This window comes from Nitrospira sp. (genome assembly GCA_024998565.1).
Lineage (GTDB): Bacteria > Nitrospirota > Nitrospiria > Nitrospirales > Nitrospiraceae > Nitrospira_A.
In genome coordinates, this window is record JACOEM010000009.1 from 134175 (window position 1) to 152805 (window position 18631).

General features: G+C 60.1%; 19 protein-coding genes. 8 read left to right on the plus strand and 11 right to left on the minus strand.

Annotation, left to right across the window (positions count from 1 at the left end):
• Nucleotides 1-59: 59 nt before the first annotated feature.
• Nucleotides 60-467 carry a response regulator gene (locus H8K11_15145; GenBank protein MCS6265090.1) on the minus strand — a complete coding sequence of 136 codons (408 nt, stop codon included), beginning with the start codon at nucleotides 465-467 and terminating at the stop codon, nucleotides 60-62.
• Between the two features lie 303 nt (nucleotides 468-770).
• Nucleotides 771-1133, minus strand: a complete 363-nt coding sequence (locus H8K11_15150) for a hypothetical protein (protein MCS6265091.1) — start codon at nucleotides 1131-1133, stop codon at nucleotides 771-773.
• A 179-nt stretch (nucleotides 1134-1312) separates the two neighbouring features.
• Here H8K11_15150 and H8K11_15155 point away from each other — a divergent pair, with 179 nt between their 5' ends.
• The 3 genes from H8K11_15155 (at nucleotide 1313) to H8K11_15165 (ending at nucleotide 3493) form a co-directional block, all read left to right on the plus strand.
• Nucleotides 1313-1558 carry a BolA family transcriptional regulator gene (locus tag H8K11_15155; GenBank protein ID MCS6265092.1) on the plus strand — a complete coding sequence of 82 codons (246 nt, stop codon included), beginning with the start codon at nucleotides 1313-1315 and terminating at the stop codon, nucleotides 1556-1558.
• Between the two features lie 12 nt (nucleotides 1559-1570).
• Entirely contained in the window at nucleotides 1571-1897 is a 327-nt protein-coding gene (locus H8K11_15160; protein ID MCS6265093.1) for a glutaredoxin, read from the plus strand.
• 132 nt (nucleotides 1898-2029) lie between these two features.
• Nucleotides 2030-3493 carry a UbiA family prenyltransferase gene (locus tag H8K11_15165; GenBank protein MCS6265094.1) on the plus strand — a complete coding sequence of 488 codons (1464 nt, stop codon included), beginning with the start codon at nucleotides 2030-2032 and terminating at the stop codon, nucleotides 3491-3493.
• 12 nt (nucleotides 3494-3505) lie between these two features.
• On the opposite strand, the gene H8K11_15170 is transcribed toward H8K11_15165, so the two are convergent.
• From H8K11_15170 to H8K11_15205, 8 genes are all read right to left on the minus strand, one after another.
• Nucleotides 3506-4240, minus strand: a complete 735-nt coding sequence (locus H8K11_15170) for an SDR family oxidoreductase (GenBank protein MCS6265095.1) — start codon at nucleotides 4238-4240, stop codon at nucleotides 3506-3508.
• A gap of 11 nt (nucleotides 4241-4251) precedes the next feature.
• Nucleotides 4252-5004, minus strand: a complete 753-nt coding sequence (locus H8K11_15175; GenBank protein ID MCS6265096.1) for a TIGR04282 family arsenosugar biosynthesis glycosyltransferase — start codon at nucleotides 5002-5004, stop codon at nucleotides 4252-4254.
• A 4-nt stretch (nucleotides 5005-5008) separates the two neighbouring features.
• Nucleotides 5009-5737, minus strand: a complete 729-nt coding sequence (locus H8K11_15180; protein MCS6265097.1) for a TIGR04283 family arsenosugar biosynthesis glycosyltransferase — start codon at nucleotides 5735-5737, stop codon at nucleotides 5009-5011.
• Nucleotides 5738-5802: 65 nt separating this feature from the next.
• Complete coding sequence (locus tag H8K11_15185) at nucleotides 5803-6216, minus strand: hypothetical protein (GenBank protein ID MCS6265098.1); 414 nt, start codon at nucleotides 6214-6216, stop codon at nucleotides 5803-5805.
• Between the two features lie 2 nt (nucleotides 6217-6218).
• Complete coding sequence (locus H8K11_15190) at nucleotides 6219-7370, minus strand: 2'-deoxycytidine 5'-triphosphate deaminase (GenBank protein ID MCS6265099.1); 1152 nt, start codon at nucleotides 7368-7370, stop codon at nucleotides 6219-6221.
• On the minus strand, nucleotides 7367-8500 hold the full coding sequence (locus H8K11_15195) for a KamA family radical SAM protein (protein MCS6265100.1): 1134 nt from the start codon (nucleotides 8498-8500) through the stop codon (nucleotides 7367-7369). The genes H8K11_15190 and H8K11_15195 overlap by 4 nt, the downstream gene beginning before the upstream one ends.
• Before the next feature lie 376 nt (nucleotides 8501-8876).
• Complete coding sequence (locus H8K11_15200) at nucleotides 8877-9122, minus strand: glutathione S-transferase N-terminal domain-containing protein (protein MCS6265101.1); 246 nt, start codon at nucleotides 9120-9122, stop codon at nucleotides 8877-8879.
• Between the two features lie 75 nt (nucleotides 9123-9197).
• On the minus strand, nucleotides 9198-10784 hold the full coding sequence (locus tag H8K11_15205; protein ID MCS6265102.1) for a hypothetical protein: 1587 nt from the start codon (nucleotides 10782-10784) through the stop codon (nucleotides 9198-9200).
• A gap of 164 nt (nucleotides 10785-10948) precedes the next feature.
• Between H8K11_15205 and H8K11_15210 the strand changes: the two genes are divergently transcribed.
• The 5 genes from H8K11_15210 to H8K11_15230 all read left to right on the plus strand — a co-directional run bounded on the left by H8K11_15210 (nucleotide 10949) and on the right by H8K11_15230 (nucleotide 17414).
• On the plus strand, nucleotides 10949-12436 hold the full coding sequence (locus H8K11_15210) for a DUF2156 domain-containing protein (GenBank protein MCS6265103.1): 1488 nt from the start codon (nucleotides 10949-10951) through the stop codon (nucleotides 12434-12436).
• A 2-nt stretch (nucleotides 12437-12438) separates the two neighbouring features.
• On the plus strand, nucleotides 12439-15540 hold the full coding sequence (locus tag H8K11_15215; GenBank protein ID MCS6265104.1) for a PAS domain S-box protein: 3102 nt from the start codon (nucleotides 12439-12441) through the stop codon (nucleotides 15538-15540).
• Nucleotides 15541-15658: 118 nt separating this feature from the next.
• Nucleotides 15659-16498, plus strand: coding sequence for a CbbQ/NirQ/NorQ/GpvN family protein (locus H8K11_15220; GenBank protein ID MCS6265105.1), 840 nt, complete (start codon nucleotides 15659-15661; stop codon nucleotides 16496-16498).
• Nucleotides 16499-16562: 64 nt separating this feature from the next.
• A complete protein-coding gene (locus H8K11_15225) occupies nucleotides 16563-16880 on the plus strand; it encodes a YggU family protein (GenBank protein MCS6265106.1) in 318 nt (105 codons plus the stop codon).
• A 12-nt stretch (nucleotides 16881-16892) separates the two neighbouring features.
• Nucleotides 16893-17414, plus strand: coding sequence for a hypothetical protein (locus tag H8K11_15230; GenBank protein ID MCS6265107.1), 522 nt, complete (start codon nucleotides 16893-16895; stop codon nucleotides 17412-17414).
• A gap of 40 nt (nucleotides 17415-17454) precedes the next feature.
• Here H8K11_15230 and H8K11_15235 read toward each other — a convergent pair whose 3' ends face one another.
• Nucleotides 17455-18600 carry a M28 family peptidase gene (locus tag H8K11_15235; protein MCS6265108.1) on the minus strand — a complete coding sequence of 382 codons (1146 nt, stop codon included), beginning with the start codon at nucleotides 18598-18600 and terminating at the stop codon, nucleotides 17455-17457.
• Nucleotides 18601-18631: the final 31 nt, after the last annotated feature.

Below are 18631 nucleotides of genomic sequence, written 5' to 3' on the forward strand. Positions count from 1 at the left end.
AGGCCCGGGAGACCTCCCCGACGTGGAGGGTGTGGCGCTGCCGGTCGGTATGGGTGACGTTACAGTTGGGCAAGTTCCCGCTGTTCCATCGCCCTGGCCACGGCCGTGCGGAGCTTTTCCCCTTCGACCGGTTTGACCAGATAGTCGACCACGCCGCTTCGCAAAAAGGAGGTGGCCATGTCGGTGTCGGGGAAGCCGGTCAGCACAATGATCGGGACACGCGGCCACTCCTGTTGGAAGTAGGCAATGGCCTCAACTCCGTTGATCTTCGGCATGCGGATGTCACAGATGAGGACGTCCAGTAGCAGCCGGTTTTCTCCGGTGTTGATGGCTTCGATGGCTTTTTCGCCGTTCTCTGCCTCGATGACCTCGTACCCGGCCTTCTGCAGTGTCATGCGAACGACTTTGCGAATGTCCGGTTCATCGTCGACCACAAGCACCCGGCCGTTGCAGGCGGACTCACTCATGAAGAAGCCCGATTTAAATTCTCCCATGATCCCCTCCTTGATGGTTGTGTCGATGGTTGATGTCATCTGCCGTCCTTGCTGGTGAGTAACAGCAACAGACATGCCAATGAAGGAAGTCTGAAGAAGGACGTGATTTCAGTATGTTAGGAAAAGTAAGTGAGGAGGAGTTCCGGCCTGGTGGTTGGGATCCACCAGGCCGGGTGAAATGCACCACCGGCTTGTCGATCAGATTTGGAACTGGAACGATTCAGCAGGCCGTGGCTGTGGAGCGGACCGGTCGAGACCGGTTCCGATAAAGAGGCGCTATTTAGCCGGGGTGTTGCCGAAGAAATGTAAGTCTTTCTCGCCCCGGAGATGTGCCGGGGTGACGACGTATTCTCCGCCCAGGGCCGGGCTCCAGATTTTTTCAGCCGTCACTTTGTCCCCGCCGGTGAAGATAAACCCCATTCCTCCGGCGACCGCGCCGAGCACGGCGACGGCCATTTTGATGCCGCCATAGGGCAGTGTCAGGAAGTAACTTCCCAATCCTTGAATGGCTTCCGACCCGGAACCTGCGGCTGCGGCTGTTCGCACGGACAGGGTCGACTGGCATCCGAGGACAAGCAGTACGGCGCACAGAGTGATCCGTGTCAGGCGGCGGGGGCGACGTGAATGTGGCTGGGCCATGAGTCTTCTCCTTTCATCCTGGATGAGTGCGAGGTCCGGATATGTTTGCGCAATAGCGCAGTGTAGCGGGCTGTCCATCAAATATCCATGCGTTCGACACCCGGTTGTCCTGCTCAGCATTGAAATCGTCTGTGGTTCAGATTGCCTTCGGCTTCCCGTATGCGTTATTCTCCAGAAAGATGATTACCGCAGAGGCTGTGACCGCATTCATTCGTCAGGTGTTTCCTGATGCTGCCGTGACCGTGATCGATAAGACCGGTACGCAGGACCATTTGATCGTGCGAGTGACCTCGGGCGGATTTCTCGGCAAGAATCTTCTGGACCGACATCGGATGGTCTACCAGGCCCTGGCCGCTCCGATGAAAGACGGACGTATCCATGCCCTGGAGATTACAGCCAAGACCCCGGAAGAAGTGAACACATAAGAGGAGGGACAGATGGCTGACCCGATCGAAGAAGAAATTCAACAAGAAATCAAAGCGAACAAGATTCTGATCTACGGCAAGGGCACGAAAGCCATGCCGATGTGCGGGTTTACGAGGGAAACCATGCACTTTTTCGAAAAATACGGCTATCCCTACGAACTGATCGACGTCTTGTCCCAGCCGGCCAAACGCGAAGCGTTGACCAGATTGACGAACTGGCCGACGCTGCCCAAGGTGTTCATCGACGGGCAGTTTTACGGCGACACGGATATTCTAGACCCCATGGAAGCCAAGGGTGAAGTGATGCCCTTGCTCAAGAAGGCGTTCGAAGCTGAATAAGCACGCTGAGCCCGCGTCCGTTTTTGACTCCGATCTGTAACCGGCCTTCGCGGGCAGTCGGTTGGATCCCCGTCTACGCACGAGTTCGTGAGTCCCTCCAGGTTCGTCGTATCTGCTTGCCCGGATTCACCCGTGCCGATAGAATCCCTCCTGCGTGTCATGAGTGAGGATTTCCAACCCAAGAGTCCACTGTGTGTCGATCTTGATGGCACGCTCATCAAGACCGATCTGCTGTGGGAATCGCTGCTGGCGCTGCTGAAGCAGAGTCCGCTCTCGGTCTTTCAGCTTCCCTTCTGGTTGCTGAAGGGCAAAGCTTCTTTCAAGCATGAAATTGCCCGCCGGGTGACGCTCGATGCCAGCACGCTCCCGTATGACCAGGCTCTGCTCGAGTTTCTCTCCAACGAACGCCGGTCGGGCCGTGAGCTGGTGCTGGCCACAGCCAGTCACGTGACGTTTGCCCGCGCTGTGGAGGCTCATCTCGGGCTGTTCGATGAGCGGGTGTTCGGGAGCGATGCCTCGACCAACCTCAAAGGTGCACGCAAGGTTGCCCTCCTGGTAGAGCGATACGGGGTTCGCCGCTTTGCCTATGCGGGAAATTCGACCGCCGATTTGCCGGTGTGGGCCGAGGCTAACGAAGCGATCGTCGTGAATGCCTCTGCCGGATTGGTGAGTCGCGCGCAAACGCTGACCCCGGTGAGTCGTGTGTTCAGCGAGCCGGTGACCTGGTTGAGGCAGGTGGCCAAGGCCTTGCGCGTGCATCAGTGGGCGAAGAATGTGCTGGTGTTTATCCCGGTGGTCGCCTCGCATCAAATCACCAACCGAGCCCTGATGCTGCAGGCCACCCTGGCATTCCTGTCATTCAGTTTCTCCGCCTCTGCCGTCTATATCGTCAATGACTGCCTCGACCTCGCGTCCGACCGCCGGCACCCCCGGAAAAAATACCGTCCCTTTGCGTCCGGTACCCTCTCGATTCCGTTCGGGCTCCTCTTGGCTGCAGGGTGTCTGGTGGGAGGGCTTATACTGGCGATGGCGCTGCCCTCGCCATTTCTACCGGTGCTGGCCGGCTACCTGGTTCTGACGACGGGGTATTCGTTCTATTTGAAACAGTTCGTGCTGCTGGATGTGATTGTATTGGCTCAACTCTACACCGTGCGGGTATACGGAGGCGGGGCTGCGACGGGGGTGGCTCCCTCCCATTGGCTGCTGACGTTCTCGTTGTTTCTCTTCCTGAGTCTGGCTTTGGTGAAGCGGTTTACCGAATTGCGGCTCACCGGTGAGGCCGAAGGGAAGGAACTACACGGGCGAGGGTACTGGGTGACGGATCTCGAACATATCTCGAGTATCGGCACGGCGAGTGGGTTGCTGGCGGTGCTGGTTCTGGCGCTCTACATCAGCAGTAAAGAAGTGCTGCTGCTGTACACCCATGCGGAGGTTTTGTGGCTGGTCTGTCCGGTAATGCTGTATTGGATCAGTCGAGTCTGGATGCTGGCCTACCGGAATCGAATGGATGATGATCCGGTAGTATTCGCGGTCAAGGATTCAAAAAGTTATCTCATGGCGGCGATCATCGGAGCCATTCTCTTCTTGGCCACGTGAGTGTGCGCCTCATTAAATGCCCCATCCGCCGCTGAGGTGCAGATTGGCGCCGTTGACGTAGCGCGCCTCCTCGCTGAGCAAGTATCGCACGGCTGCGACCGTATCTCCCACGCTCCCGATGTATCCGGCTGGAATTCGTTTGACCACACCGGCCAATTCCTCAGGAGGCGCGCTGCCTGAATCGATGAAACCCGGAGAGATGGCGTTGACGGTAATGCCGTAGGGGGCGAGCAGTTTTGCCAACGTCCTGGTGAGAATCAACACGCCGGCTTTGGCGATATAGTGCCCCGTCACCTCCGGCTGGGCCACCATTTGGTCCGCATTGGCCATGCTGAAGTTGATGATGCGTCCCTGCTTCCGTGCCTTCATCCCGGGTGCGACTGCCTGCCCAAGATAGAAAATCGGGTGCAAGTTGCCCTCGAACATTTCACGCCAGCCCGCCGGCGTCTCGTCGAAGAGATTGACGCGGTGATAGGGGCCGGCGCCGTTGATCAGGGCGTCGATTCTTCCCCACCGGCTTTCGACCTGGGAGACCAAGTCGCCGGCGGCCTGCGGGTCGGACACGTCGCATTGCACCGCCAAGGCTTGCCCCCCGCGTGCCTTGATGGCCGCGCTGGTTTCATCTGCGGCCGCGTTGCTGGTGCGGTAGCAGATCGCCACGGACCACTGTTGGGCGGCGAGATCCAACGCGATGGCGCGGCCGATTCCTTTTGCGCCGCCGGTGATGAGGGCAACTTTATTCGTCATAGGGGACTCCGTTAAGTATGGCGCGTGCGCAGGCGTTTCGCGAGCAACTCCAGTGTACCGGCCGTTCGTTGCGAATACACTCGTTCCTGCTTGGGGCGCTTTTTATCCGCTGCGCAGTCGTCGATCAAGGCGTGAAGATCGTCGAGGGTGTCCACGTCGCTCCAGGCCGGCAGGAGGGCGGTCTTCAATCCTGCGGCCGCAGCTTTCTGCTGCGTGAGTCCCATGACCTGGTCCGTCGACCACGGAATATCCGCGAATAGCTCGGGGTGAGGGGCCGTCATGCCGATCAGATAGTAGCCGCCGTCTTTCGCCGGACCGAGGACCAGGTCGTGCCGGGTGAGCGACTGCACCGCATCGCGGTAATGGGTCAGGGGGAGAGAGGGGACGTCGGTTCCCACGAGGAAAACGTGCCGGTACCCTCGGGCGAAGAGCGTCCTGAACGCCTGCGCCATCCTGTCCCCCAGGTGGTCGCCTTGTTGATCGAGGAGCGTGACTCCATGGCGCGCTTCCATGATTCTGAAAAAGACATGGGTGCTCGAGGGTGCACAGGCCAGAAAGCGATCGACGGGAAGTTTGAACTTATGCGCCGCCGCTTTGGTGCGCTCGAGGGTGTCGAGGACGAAGCTGCCGTGAAGGGTGGCGGCCTCGTCTTCGGTCAGACCCGGGCAGAGGCGTGTTTTGACCTGTCCAGGGATCGGAGCCTTGGCGAAGATCACCAGGGCTGCCGAAGCGGGCTGTTTGCGGTCCGAGGGGGGAGCACTCATGGATTTATCTCACAATGCGGTAAAAATGTTGAAGTCGATCGGGGCTGACTCCGATCCAGTACAGGAAGCGGAGGGTCCACATCAACAGAATTGTGCGGACCGGGCCGTTCCGTTCCCATCGCCGGAAGGCGGTGACCACCTGATGATGCAGCGGGGCGAGACGTCCTGCGCGTTTGAGGCGGCGGGAGAACTCGATGTCTTCCATCAACGGGATCTCTGCAAAGCGTCCGATCCGCTCGAAGACTTCTCGTCGGACGAAGAGGGCCTGGTCACCTGTGGCAATGCCGCTCCAGCGGGAACGCAGATTCATCATGTGCCCGACGAGTCGGGCTATCGGACGAGGGGAGTCGAAGCGGACGTCGAAGCGTCCGCCCACACAAGCCTGGTCGGACAGCGTGGTGGCGATGGCCTGGCGGGCATTCGACGGGAGTTGGGTATCGGCGTGAAGGAACAGGAACACCTCGCACCGGCTGGCGGCTGCACCGGCGTTGAGCTGCCGCGCCCGGCCCGCCGGAGCCTTCAGAAGGCGGATTGTCGGCGATGTCGGTGCGGGGCCTGAGCAGGGCCTGTTCTGGAGGTGGACGGTCTGCGACTCCACGACGGCGCACGTCTGATCCGAACTGCCGCCGTCCACAATAACGAGTTCGTCGAATCCGAGCGTGGCCGTGCGTGAAAGGGTGTGACCGATACCGCGGGCTTCGTTGAGAACCGGGATGATGACGGCAATGGTCATCGACGGGAGAGGAAAAGCGATGAATTCACCGGCCTGCTCTTAGGATGGATACGGCACGCGGCTTTTCAGGTCGCCTGTTTCGGCTCGTTGAACATGAAATACATCACGACGACGACGGTGGACCAGAACACCACCTGCTTGTGCCAGAACAGCACCTCGCCATAATGGAAAAATGCCAGACTGATCAGGACGGATCCGGCCATCAGAGAGTAACGAATCGTCGGATTTTCGACCACGGCATTGGCCCAGACGGCGATGCCGCTGAAGTAGATCAACAGGGGCACGACGTTGATTTCGAACCCTCCGCTGATGGAGAGGAACACGTCGAGAAAGCCGATGAACATCAAGGCTGTGCCGACCATCATCCCGGCGACATGCGCCTGGCGGTCCGAGCCGCTTTCCTCTTCTGGGCCTTCCTGGTTCGAGGAGGGCCTGGACGGACGGGTCGAGGGATCTGGAAGGTCGCTGGGTGGTGCCATGTTTAGGCCTTAAAGTGCTTGCTGAGGGTGAGGGCTTGCCGTTGGTATGACGAGCCGAGTGCCGTCCCATATACCTGTGTCGGCACCGTGAGCATCCGATCATACACTACTTTGAAGAAGGTTTGCCCGTCATGAATGAGGAACGGGACATCGTGCGGGCGGACTTCCAGGACGACCTGAGTGCCCCGCATCTTACCGTCTCCATACCCGAACCCCGGGTCGAAGAAGCCGGCATAATGGGTGCGCAGTTCGCCGCAGGCTGCTTCGTAGGCGACCATCTCCGCGGCATAACCCGGGGGCACCCGAATACGCTCTTTCGACGCCAGGATATAAAACTCCTCCGGTTCCAGGAGGAGACTGTCCTGCCGGTGCCGTTTTAGGGGCTCCCAGAAGTCCAGTGCCGCATAATGTCCGATTTTCGCGAGATCGATGACATGGCTGTTCTTCTTGGCCCGGTAGCCGATGACCGCATCTTCCCGCGCACTTCCGGTGAGGTCTATCCGCAGGAAGAGACCGCGCTCGGTGCGGAATTCCTTCTGGGGGAGCGCCTTCGGGGGCGAGGCATTATGAAAGAGCAGCGGATCGGTTCCGTGGAGCTTTTGCAGGGCGGCGTCGGAGACCGTGGCATCGCCGCGCACGAAACGAATCTGATTCAGGGAGTCACCGGTGCGCACCTTGATGGCGAAAGAGCGCGGCACCACTTCCAGGTAGAGCGGGCCCCGGTAGCCGGCCCGGATTTCATCGAACCCCGCATTTAAGTCGGTCACGACGCGGGTGAAGACGTCCAGCCGTCCGGTGGTGCTTTTGGGATTGGCGCGCGCGCGGAGCGTGGCCGGCAGGTCCAGTTGTTCGAGGAGCGGCACCAGATACACATGGCCCTTCTCGAGGATGGCGCCCTGCGTGAGGTCCATCTCGTACATCACGAGGTCGGACTGATAAAAATCGAGCACATTGAGGCGGCTGCTGATCGCCGACAACTCCGGCAGGAAGCTGCTGATCAGCCGGTACGCTTTCTTTCCAAGGCGTAAGTCCAGGCTGGCCGGTTGAATTTGCCGGTCCTCGATCGGATGCTCCGATGTGATGGATCCACGGGCAATCAGCTGGGTGATGTGCTGGTAGGGCAGAATCCCTTTTGAAGAAGCGGCACGGGTCACAGGTGTTCACCCCCTCCGTCGCAGCCGTTTCCTGCGGAGGCCCAGGAGGGATGGGCGCCGACCATCGGCAGTTCCCGTCCTGAAGCGGAACCGGGCTGGGGGTAGTGGAAGGTCCTGTTTTCGTAATTTCTCAACACGGCGCTGTCTTCATCCAGGTTGACCAGATAGTCCGCGGGCAGCAGTGGAATTTTGCCCCCGCCGCCGGGAGCATCGATCACGAAATGGGGAACGCCCATGCCGCTGGTGTGGCCCTGCAGCGACTTGATGATCTTGAGGCCGGTTTCCACCGACGTCCGGAAATGATTCGTCCCCTTCGTCAGGTCGGCTTGATACAGATAATAGGGCTTTACGCGTGCCAGCAACAATTGATGCATCAGACGTTTCATGATCTCGGGGTCGTCGTTGACCCCCTTCAGTAACACAGTCTGTGCACCGAGGGGAACCCCGGCATCGGCCAGCATCCCGCAGGCGCGTTTCACTTCCGGGGTCAGCTCGTCCGGATGGTTGAAGTGCAGGTTCATATAAAACGGATGATATTTCTTGATGATGTCGCAGAGCTTCGGGGTGATGCGCTCCGGCAGGCTGCCCGGCACGCGTGTGCCGATCCGGATCAGTTCCAAATGGGGAATGGTCCGGAGGGATTTGAGGATTCGTTCCAGCAGGTGATCGGGGAGCAGGAGCGGGTCGCCCCCGGACAAAATCACATCCCGCACTTCCTGATGTTCGCGCAGGTACGCGATGGCCCGGTCCAGTTCCCCTTTCTTGAGGAAGCCCGGTTTGCCCACCAGCCGTTTGCGTGTGCAAAACCGGCAATAAATCGGACACTGATTCGTGACCATCAAGAGGACGCGGTCGGGGTACCGGTGAACCAGGTGGGGGACAGGGCTCATCAGATCTTCTTCGAGCGGATCGTCTTCCGCATCCGCATCGGCCATCTCGGCACGATCGGGCACGACCTGTTTCCAGATCGCATCGCCCTTTTCCTTGATGGTGGCCAGCACGGTCGGCGTAATCCGCATGGGGTAGTCCCCCACGATGTCCTCAATCTCCTTCGGGTCGACGCCGAGCCGATCCGCCAAATCCTTGGGCTTGACCACGCTCTGAGCCAGAATACGTCTCCAATCCTCCACGTCTCTATCCTTTCTAACGGGCTGTTGAAAAAGTCCGCCAGTGGTGTTCTCGCAAGACACTGCCGCCTCACCGTCTCGGCGGCGTTCACAAACGTGACGCGCTGTACTCAGCGCGCCGTGAACCTCAGCGGTTCATCGTACGACACGAGTACGATGAGCCCTTTCGCTCGCTATGCCCTTGCTGGGCGGCCTTTTTGAACAGCCTGCAGGTGATGCATAGGGAAATACGTGATCGCAGCCGACGCTGAACAGCACACGGGCGACGACTTGTTTGTCAAGAACGTGCTAAGTAGTCGAGCCTTGCGGGCCGGCGCCTGCCCGCGGGATCGGGGCCGGTCCGGGAGCGGCGCTCGCGCTGCAGATCCGGGCAAAGTCCTCACGGGCGTGCCTTGTCATACTGGGTGTCCAGGTGAGCAAGAATGTCGTGTGTTTCTGTCAGCACCGTGTCTCCGTCCTTCAAGACCGGGACATAGTATTGACCCGACACCTCGAAGACTTGTGTGCGCATCGGACGAAAGTCCGGAACCACCACGTCTTCGTAGGAGAGTTTCAGTTCGTCCAGACGATCCCGAACGACCGCGCAATCCGGGCACCATTGGACATGATAGAGCGTGAGAGCCATGCGTACCTATGGGGCAAAAGGTTGAGTAGGCATCTGCCAACGAACCGGTTCTGCTGCAGCGATCATCAGGTTACCTTATGACGCGAGGTTTTGCGCGATGGCACAGGGCGCCATGATCGCGTCGACCATACCGTGGATGATTTTCTTATTGGCAGGGCAGAGGGTCGCGAGAATCCCGCCGAGTTCGGCTTTATCGCCGACGACGAAATAGTAGGGAGACAAGCGGACTCTCCCGGACATCGGGACCACCGTGTCGCTCCGTTCGTCGAAATAGGACAATTCGAACAGGCGGCCCTTGTGGAATTCCTGAAGGACATAGGGCGTCGCCGGGAATGCCTGGAGTGCCTGCTCTAATGCCGCGGCCCACTCGATCTGCGGCAGATCGTGTCCGATGGACACGCCGCGGCTGCCCCAGGCCAGTTCAGAAAATCCTGATGGTTTGAGCACCAACTGGCGTTCCTTTTGGGTCGTCTGGGCCAAGCGCCGGAAGTCCGAGACCGCACGACCGCTGATCGTGAGGTTCGGGATGACCGCGGATGGAGGGACCGGTTGTGGGTCGAGGACCCAGGTTCTCGGCAGCAATCGTCGTAAGTTGACGGCGGTTTCTGGAGGTAATGCCTGTTCCCAAAACGGAGTGAGTTCCGGATGGTGAAACAGTCCGAACGCCAGCTTTTCTTCAAGCGCAGGTTTGTAAGGCGGCGTGACCGTCACCTGACCCTTTTTGGCGGCATACATCACGAGTTCAGCCTTGGGAATGTTTTTCAAGTCGAACAGTTCGAAAAAACGGTAGAGTAAGCCGATCGGCCGTGGTCCGGTGTCTTCCTGCAGAAACAGGCCCTCTTCGGAGAAATGCACCGCCCGTGGTTCAACACAGTAAGCCTGGTGCCCGATCTCACGCAATCGTTGGGCCATCCATTCCATCTCCGCCCGGTATTCCTTGGCCTCATCGGAGACGACAATCGCCAGACACCCTTCCTGGGCTCCTTGCTGAGCGTGCAGCATGGCGGCGAAGCCTTGCAACATCCCGTCACGCCCTGCGATGAGGGGAGAGCGTTCAGGCGCCGGGCCGGGGGGCTGGTGTTCCATGGTGGGCTGATCATCATAGGCTCGAGTCAGGCAACCGGTCAGGCCGATCCCACCCGGTACCGAATCGAGCTCTGTGATCACCATGCCGTCGGCGGTTGGAATCACGTCGGGTCGGATGATGCCCGGAATGAGGGTGCGGAAACGGTTCATCCGGCTAAAGGTGATCAGCGATTCCGGTTTGCCCTGGTCGAGATAGGCCGCTACCCAGGCGGGTTGCGTTCCGCGGGTGCTGTCCTGATACAGACGGTTCAGAGCCCGGTAGAAGGAGAGGAGGTCCTGTCCCAGTTGCTGAAAAAACGTGACGTCCGAGGAAGAGAGCGGAAAGGGCGTCGGCGACAGGCGGAACCGTGGCGTCTGAATTGAGGAGCCGGTCGTTGCCGCGCCGTCGCCGGTCTGGCCATAGATCCCGGCGCAAACGAGAGCATCACGAATTGCGAGACAACGTCGGCGGGCTTCGTCGGAGTTCAATGGCTCACGTGAATGTTGTGCCAGTGCCAATGCAATATCCTCGAGACTCGCAGCGCAGTCGCATGCCTCGCACTCGCGTTTGGATTCGAGGTGAGCAAATCGTACCATGGCCTCTGATACCGGTACAAGTCAGCGGAGCGCCGGAGCGGTTCGAGGAGCGATTCGTTACCGCCCCGTGAGAGCTCGGCCACGCGGGGGTGAAACGTTCCGATTAGTAGGCCGCTCAGTCTGTTAGTGCTACAATGCGCTCACAGCTCATGACGAGTTCATTCGTGCCAATTGTCCCCACACATCCTTCACGTCCCGGGGGTGATCCTCTCCTGCAGATCGTGCCGAGTTCTGCCTGCCTCAGTTGCGATGTCTGTTGCCGGTTTCCGGAGCGAGACAGTTTCCTGCGGCCCTTCTTTACCGCCGATGAAATCGGGACTGCAACTGCGGCCGGGCTTTCCCCTGCGCTGTTTCCAAACCCCGATGGTTCACAAATCGACCTGACTCCGAATCCGGATGGGGACGGGTACGTCTGTCCGGCCTTCGATTGCGCAACCTCGCAGTGCCGCATCTATGACGTCCGTCCCCTCGATTGCCGGCTCTACCCGTTTGCCTTGATGTGGGATGCCATGCATGAGCAGGTGCTGTTGGGATGGGATACGAAGTGTCCGTACATGAGGGACCAGCCTTCACCGCTCGTGGCGCAGGCTGCCGACGAAGTTGCCGGATGGATTGAGCAGGATGCCAGGGTGGAGACGCTTGTGCGGTATCCCAGGCTCATCGGGCGATTTCAAGAAGACGTGATCGTGTTGCGGCCGCTCGAACGCGTGACCGAACGGTTGCGGCAGGGGCGCACGCAGGCGAGGACGCAGGCCCTCACGCTCGGGGATCGAGGACGCATGGACGCGGCGCTCGCCGTCAGCGCCGGTGTTCAGGGAACGCCGCTCGCCGCCGCGTCCTTCGCCTACCACTATATCTGGCGACATCGCGTGACCTATTCCTGGGCTGTTCTCCACGACCATCTCTGTTTGTTCGCCGACTGCCCCGATGGCCTGTTCATGGCCCTGCCCCCGCTTGGGGCGGGTCCTCTTGCTCAGCCGTTGACCGGGGCCTTTCGGTTCATGCGTGAACGGAACGGCGATTCCCGGGTCACGCGGGTCGAAAATGTGCCGGAGGCCTGTATCGATGAGATTCGCGCACTGGGCTACCGTGTGACTGCGAAAGAGCCAGACTATCTCTACGAGGCATCAGCTCTGTCCGACTTGTCCGGCGAGTCATTTAAATCCCCGCGGGCCGCGTGCAATCGTTTTATCCGGGAACGGGGCGGGATGCTTGAGCCCTATGAGTCTCGGGACCAACGAGCCTGTGTCAGCTTGTTTCATGAATGGCGGGAACAGAAGCAGCGGGCCGGTTCCGATGATTGGGCCTCTGCGCTGTTGGCGGATGCCGCGGGCGCGCATGAGACGGCATTGTCTAACGCGGCCGAACTCGGGCTGACCGGCGCCGTGGTCCGGGTTGGGGGCCGTATCCGGGCCTATACGATGGGCCTATGGCTCAACCCGTCGGTGTTTTGTGTGTTGCTGGAAGTTGCCGATCGGGATATTGTGGGACTGGGGCCGTTTGTGTTTCGTGAATTCTGTCGCCAAGCTCGCGCGAAAGGGGCATGTTGGATCAACACGATGGATGATTCTGGCCTGCCGAGTCTGGCTCGTTCCAAGCAGTGGTATCATCCTGCCCGATTGTTACCAAACTACATTGTGACGGAGTCCTGAGTATGGCCGCCTCGCTTCCAGCCGGTTCACCGCGTCGGTCCTATCCCTGGTTGCCTGTCCTGATCGTCGGCGTGACCATTGTGGCGCTTGTGATCGGTGTGGTGATGCTCCGTTCCATTGAAGTGCGAATGGTCGAGGCGACCGGAGAAAATCTCACGCTGGCCTCCGCGGAAATTGCGGACAAACTCGATCGGTTGTTGTTCGAACGCCATGCGGATGTGCGCATGATGGCTCGAGCCTTTTCTGATCGCGCCCTCGATAAAAAGTACATCAACGAATATCTGCAGTGGATGAAGGAAACCTATGCGCCGGTCTATCTCTGGCTGGGCGTGACGGACGCTCATGGGCGTATGGTGGCGGCGACGGACTCCTCCGTGATCGGCCAGGACTACAGTCGGAGCGGCTGGTTCGACCGGGTTCGGCAGACCGGAACCGTGCAGGTGGACGAAGTCGAGATCCATGAATCGAATCATAAAATCGAGTCCGTGGCCTTTACGGCCCCCATTCTGAGTGTCGGCGGCCAGTTTCTCGGTGCCGTGACGACCCGCATCGGGCTGCCGATGCTGGAGGATGTCCTCATTGAAACGGTCCGTGAAATTCAGCAAACCGATGGCTCCGCGGGCCCTTTCGAATATCAATTCCTGACGAAAGCCGGTGTCGTGTTTGTGGATTCAGCGTTCTCCGGCATCGATCGGGTGAATCTCACGGAACTCGGGTTGCCCTCGGTGCTGTTGAGCCGGTCCGGTAAGGCGGGATATGTCGAAGAAATGCATGTTCGCCGTCACGTCCCGGTCGTCACGGGTTATTCTCAAACCAAGGGGTATGGCGACTATTCCGGATTGCAATGGACGATCCTGCTACGGATGGATCGGGACCTCATTCTCCTGCCGATTCGAGCCATGATGTGGAAACTGGGCATGGCCGGTGTCGTCGTCTGGCTCCCGATGGTCGGCCTGTTGCTCTGGGCCACCGGTCGATTGCGTGAACAGCATCGCCAGGCGCAGCAGGAAAGTGAATGGGCGCGTGCGGCGGAGGCCGCGTTGCTGCAGAGTCAGGAACGCAACCGGGTTATCGTCGATACGGCACTGGACGCCGTGATTTCCATGGATGCGGGCGGCATCATTACGGATTGGAATGCGCAGGCGGTCAATATTTTCGGCTGGGAGCGTGAGGAAGCGCTCGGCCGTCGCGTGTCCGAAACGGTGATTCCTGTGCGCGATCGGGAGGCGCATGAGCGCGGGTTGCGCCATTTCCTGGACACCGGGCAGGGTGCACTCCTCAATCGACGGATTGAGATGATGGGATCCCACCGCGACGGTCATGAGTTTCCCGTCGAAATCACCATTTCTCCCGCCCGGCTGGGCGATGCCTATATTTTCAGCGCGTTCATCCGGGATATTACGGCTCGGAAACGTACCGAGCGCCAACTCGCGTCGCAGTATGCGGTCACGCGCGTCTTGGCGGAATCGCGGACGCTGGAAGAAGCGGGACCGAAGATCCTGCAGGCCATCTGCGAAAGTCTCGAATGGGAGTTGGGAATATTCTGGCGGCTCGATCGGCAGGGCAGTGTGCTGCGTTGTCTGGATGTCTGGCAGTCGCCCGCATTAAACGCCGAAGAGTTTGTGTTGGACACCTGGCAACATACCTTTACGATCGGCAAGGGACTCCCCGGACGGATCTGGCAGGCCGGGGAACCGACGTGGATTAAAGACGTGGTGCAGGAGGCCAATTTCCCTCGCGGTGGCGCCGCTGCCAGAGTGGGATTACACGGGGCCTTCGGATTTCCTGTTCGGGTCGGCACCGAAGTGGAGGGGGTGATCGAGTTGTTCCGGCGCGAGATCAAGCAGCCGGACGAGCAGCTGTTGAAGATGGTGGCCGACGTCGGACTGAAAATCGGCCAGTTCGGCGAACGCGCGCGGGCCGAGGATGCGCTGCGGCGCACGGAAGCCCAACTCCAGCAGTCGCAAAAGATGGAAGCCGTCGGACGACTGGCCGGCGGCGTGGCGCACGACTTCAACAACATGCTGACGGTGATTCGTGGATACAGCGAACTGGTGTTGAGCCGCCTGGCGCCTACAGATGGATTCCGGAAGGAACTGGAGGAAGTGAAGAAGGCGGCGGATCGCGCCTCCGGTCTCACCGGACAACTGCTGGCGTTCAGTCGCCGACAATTCATTGCGCCGAAAGTGCTGGATCTGAATTCGGTGATCCATAATATGGAAGGCATGTTGCGACGGTTGCTGGGCGAGGACATCGTCGAGCTCTGCACGGTGCTGGACCCGGCGCTGGGGCAGTTGAAGGCGGATCCCGGTCAGGTGGAGCAGGTCATCATGAATCTTGCGGTGAATGCCCGTGATGCCATGCCGAACGGCGGCCGCCTCACGGTGGAGACCAGCAATGTGCAGTTCGGCCAACGCAGGAACCGTCCGCCGATGGGCGCCGAACCCGGTTCCTATGTGGCGTTGATCGTGCGCGATACCGGCCACGGCATGGACGAGGATACGCAGTCGCACGTCTTTGAGCCGTTTTTCACCACCAAAGAGAAGGGCAAGGGCACGGGGCTCGGTCTTTCGACGGTCTATGGCATCGTCAAGCAAAGTGGCGGCTGTATCGAGGTCGAGAGCAAGCCGGGACGCGGGGCGACCTTTAAGATTTACTTTCCTCGGGTGGAATCGGCCGCAACGGAGACCGAATCCGTCGCGGTCGGAGGGGACTCGGTCAGAGGGCGCGAGACGGTATTGTTGGTGGAGGACGAGCCGGGTGTCCGACGGTTGGTCAATGAAACCCTGCGCTTGCATGGATATACGGTGCTCGAGGCCCGGCACGGGATTGAAGCGTTGCTCACCGGCGCCAAACATGCCGGCCCGATCCATTTGCTGCTCACGGACGTGGTCATGCCGCAGATGAGCGGACCGGAAGTCGCCGAAAAACTCGCGACGGTTCGTCCGGAGGTCAAAGTGCTGTACATGTCCGGCTATCCGGATCACCCGGCCTTTTCCAAGGGAGGGATCGATACAGAGCATTCCTTCCTGCAGAAGCCCTTTACGCCTACGACGCTGGCGCAAAAGGTTCGAGAAGTGCTCGATGGGTCGAAAGTCGCCTGACCGTATCGCACAAGGGCGCGTCTACCTCTGTACTCAGCCGGCCGCTTGAACTTCCCGCTCGTTTCCGTTTATCGTGGCGCACCATGCAGGTTATTCAATTCAATGTAGGAGTGTCGGAATGAGCGAAGGGCGAACGGTATCGGCGCCGAAAGGGCAGGAACAGGAGATCGATCGGTATCGGATCGCGCGCGAGCCGTTTTATGCCGAAGTGCGGGGCGAGGTCGGGTTGTTCACGATTGCGGCCCAGAGTCGCATGCCGGTGATGCTGAAGGGCCCGACGGGATGCGGGAAGACGCGCTTCGTCCAGCACATGGCCTATCGCCTGGGGCGCCCACTCATCACCGTGGCCTGCCATGAAGATCTCACGGCCTCCGATCTCGTCGGCCGGTATCTGTTGAAGGGGCAGGAAACGGTCTGGATGGACGGCCCGCTGACCCTCGGCGTCAAGCAGGGGGCCATCGTCTACCTGGACGAGATCGTCGAAGCCAGGAAAGACACCACCGTTATTATCCATCCTTTGAGCGACGATCGGCGCCTGTTGCCGATCGAGAAGAAGGGGCAGGTCATTGAAGCGGTCGATGACTTCATGCTGGTGATTTCCTACAACCCCGGCTACCAAAGTATTCTGAAAGATCTCAAACAGAGCACCAAGCAACGGTTCATGGCGATCGAGTTCGACTACCCCTTGCCCGATGTCGAGAGCCGGGTGGTGGCGCATGAAGCCGGCGTGAGCCTCGAGGTTGCGCAGCGTCTCGTCAAGATTGCGGAGAAAGTTCGCAACCTCAAGAATCACGGACTGGAAGAGGGCGTGAGCACCAGACTGCTGATCTATGCGGCCACATTGATCCGGCAAGGCGTACCGGCCGATCAAGCCTGTGAGGTCGCTATTGCCCGTCCTATCACCGACGATCCGGACATGTTGCGCAGCATCATCGAAGTCGTGAAGGCGATATTCTGACGCATCCACTCGCTGCGACGCAGTGAGGCGGTATTGGCAGGAGCTCGGCGACCAACCACACCCCATGCGAGAGCGCCAGGCCACTGAACCCGAACAGGCCGTTCGTGCCACCTCCGAGGGCGTGACCATTTCAGTTCATGTGCAGCCGAAAGCCTCCCGCAGTGAATGTGCGGGTCTGCACGGGCACGCGGTGAAGATTCGCATCGCCGCGCAGCCGGCCGACGGCGCCGCCAATGACGAGTTGCGCCGGTTTCTCGCCCGTCGCTGCGAGGTGCCGTTAAGCGCAGTCCAGATCCTGAGCGGCGCGGGAAGTCGTCAGAAGCGCGTGTTGGTCAAGGGGCGATCGGTGGAACAGGTGCGTCTACAGCTTCACCTGGAATGACATGAGCGTCGGATGGATCGCGAGCCTCTGCCGTCGGGAGGCATCGCCGAGGGGAAACGCATGCGAGGTGATCGGATGACTATGACGGGGCAGACCGGCTTAGTTCGGCGAAGACAAACCTGGTGTTCGATACTTCTGGTCGTGATCGGGTTGACGGCCTGTGCCGGGCCGGAGCCCATCCTGAAATCCAACACTCGGCTACAACTGTATGGCAAAGACCAGGCGGCACGTGAGGCGGCTGTGTGCGGAGAAAAGGCGGAACGCGCCGGGTTGCAGCACGGGACCAATCGGAGCGGGAACGCCGGCGCCGGCGCGACGTTGGGGATCATCGGCGGGGCGGCGGTGGGAGCGTCCGCCGGGTTGATCGGCGGGCCGACCGGTATCGCCATCGGGGCGGCTGCAGGTGGCGCGGTCGGCGGGGTACTGGGCCTGCTTGCGGGAACCTACAAACCGCTGCAACCGCAGCCGGACTACGCGGCTTTTGTAGAACGCTGCCTCAAAGAAAAAGGGTACGAGACAACCGGCTGGCAATAACGACGCATCCGATATTCTGCGCGTGCACAGCCTGGATCAATCAAAATGTGAAACAGCCGGAGTAGTCGGCCATCAGGCATTGCACACGAATCGAGATCCGCTCCAGCCGATCACGGTTTTGCGGCGTCGGCACTAAACGATCGGCGTCCCGCAGCCATTCCGCATCCTGCCTCAATTTCCGCAACGACCATCGCGACGTGCCGGGAATCCGCGTCTCGTCTTGTAGCGCGTGGTTGACGATTTCTCGGAACGACGCCACTTCATCGGCCCACTCCACACGATCAGCCTGAAATCCGTAGGGCGCCTCATCCTGATCGATCAGGGCGATCACGTTTCGCAGCCATTCGACGGTGGCGGCCATGCGGTCGTAATGTAGGGTACTGGTGACGTCTCCGGCAGTGTGGTACCGCGGGGTGCGTCCTGCGGAGAGAAACAAATACGGTAGCCCATGGTTGCGGAAGACGTCGTAGTCGCTGAAGGCCTTGTGGCCGATCTCGGGAATTTCCTCGACCAGGTGCATGCCCACAGGGAAGACGGTCAACGATGGCGCCGAGGCTTGTTTGACGCGCTGGTACAGCGTCGGACTTGTTTCCGCGCCGGCGGCAAAAATCGCATCCTTGATAGGGGGCCACTGTACGCCGCCCATGAGGTCCATGATGACCACGGCCTGGAGGTTCTCGGTATGGCCGATTTCCGGCGGCAGGTGGTGAAACAAAAACTGTGACCCCATCTCGGTTTTGCCGAAATAAGGAGATTCCTCGCTGTTGAAAGCCACAAACAGAATGCCGTGGCGAGAGAGGCTCGTCATGCGTCGCGCCGTTTCAATGAGAATGGCGACGGAGGAGGCATTGTCGTCCGCGCCGAGGAAGGGATAGCCCAAATGATCGTAGTGGGCACCGATGACAATCCATCGCGCGGGGGCTGGGCCGGGGGGCGGCGGGAGGAAGCCGAGGATGTTGTCGCCGATCGTTGGCGAGATGGCCTGTCGGTAGCCGCCGAGCGACGGCAGTGGGTGGAGTCCGACGGCTCGAAACTGTTCCTCAATATAGTGGGCAGCCTGGCGATTTCCGGGTGAGCCCGGCAGCCGACCAGCGAGTTCAGGGCTTGCTAGAAACGACACATGCTGTTGCAGCCGTTGGCCTGAGGCTGAGGTAATCGGCAGAGTTCGTGGGTCGATTGCCTCCATCGTGTGCAGGCATCCGGTAGAGGCTAGCCCG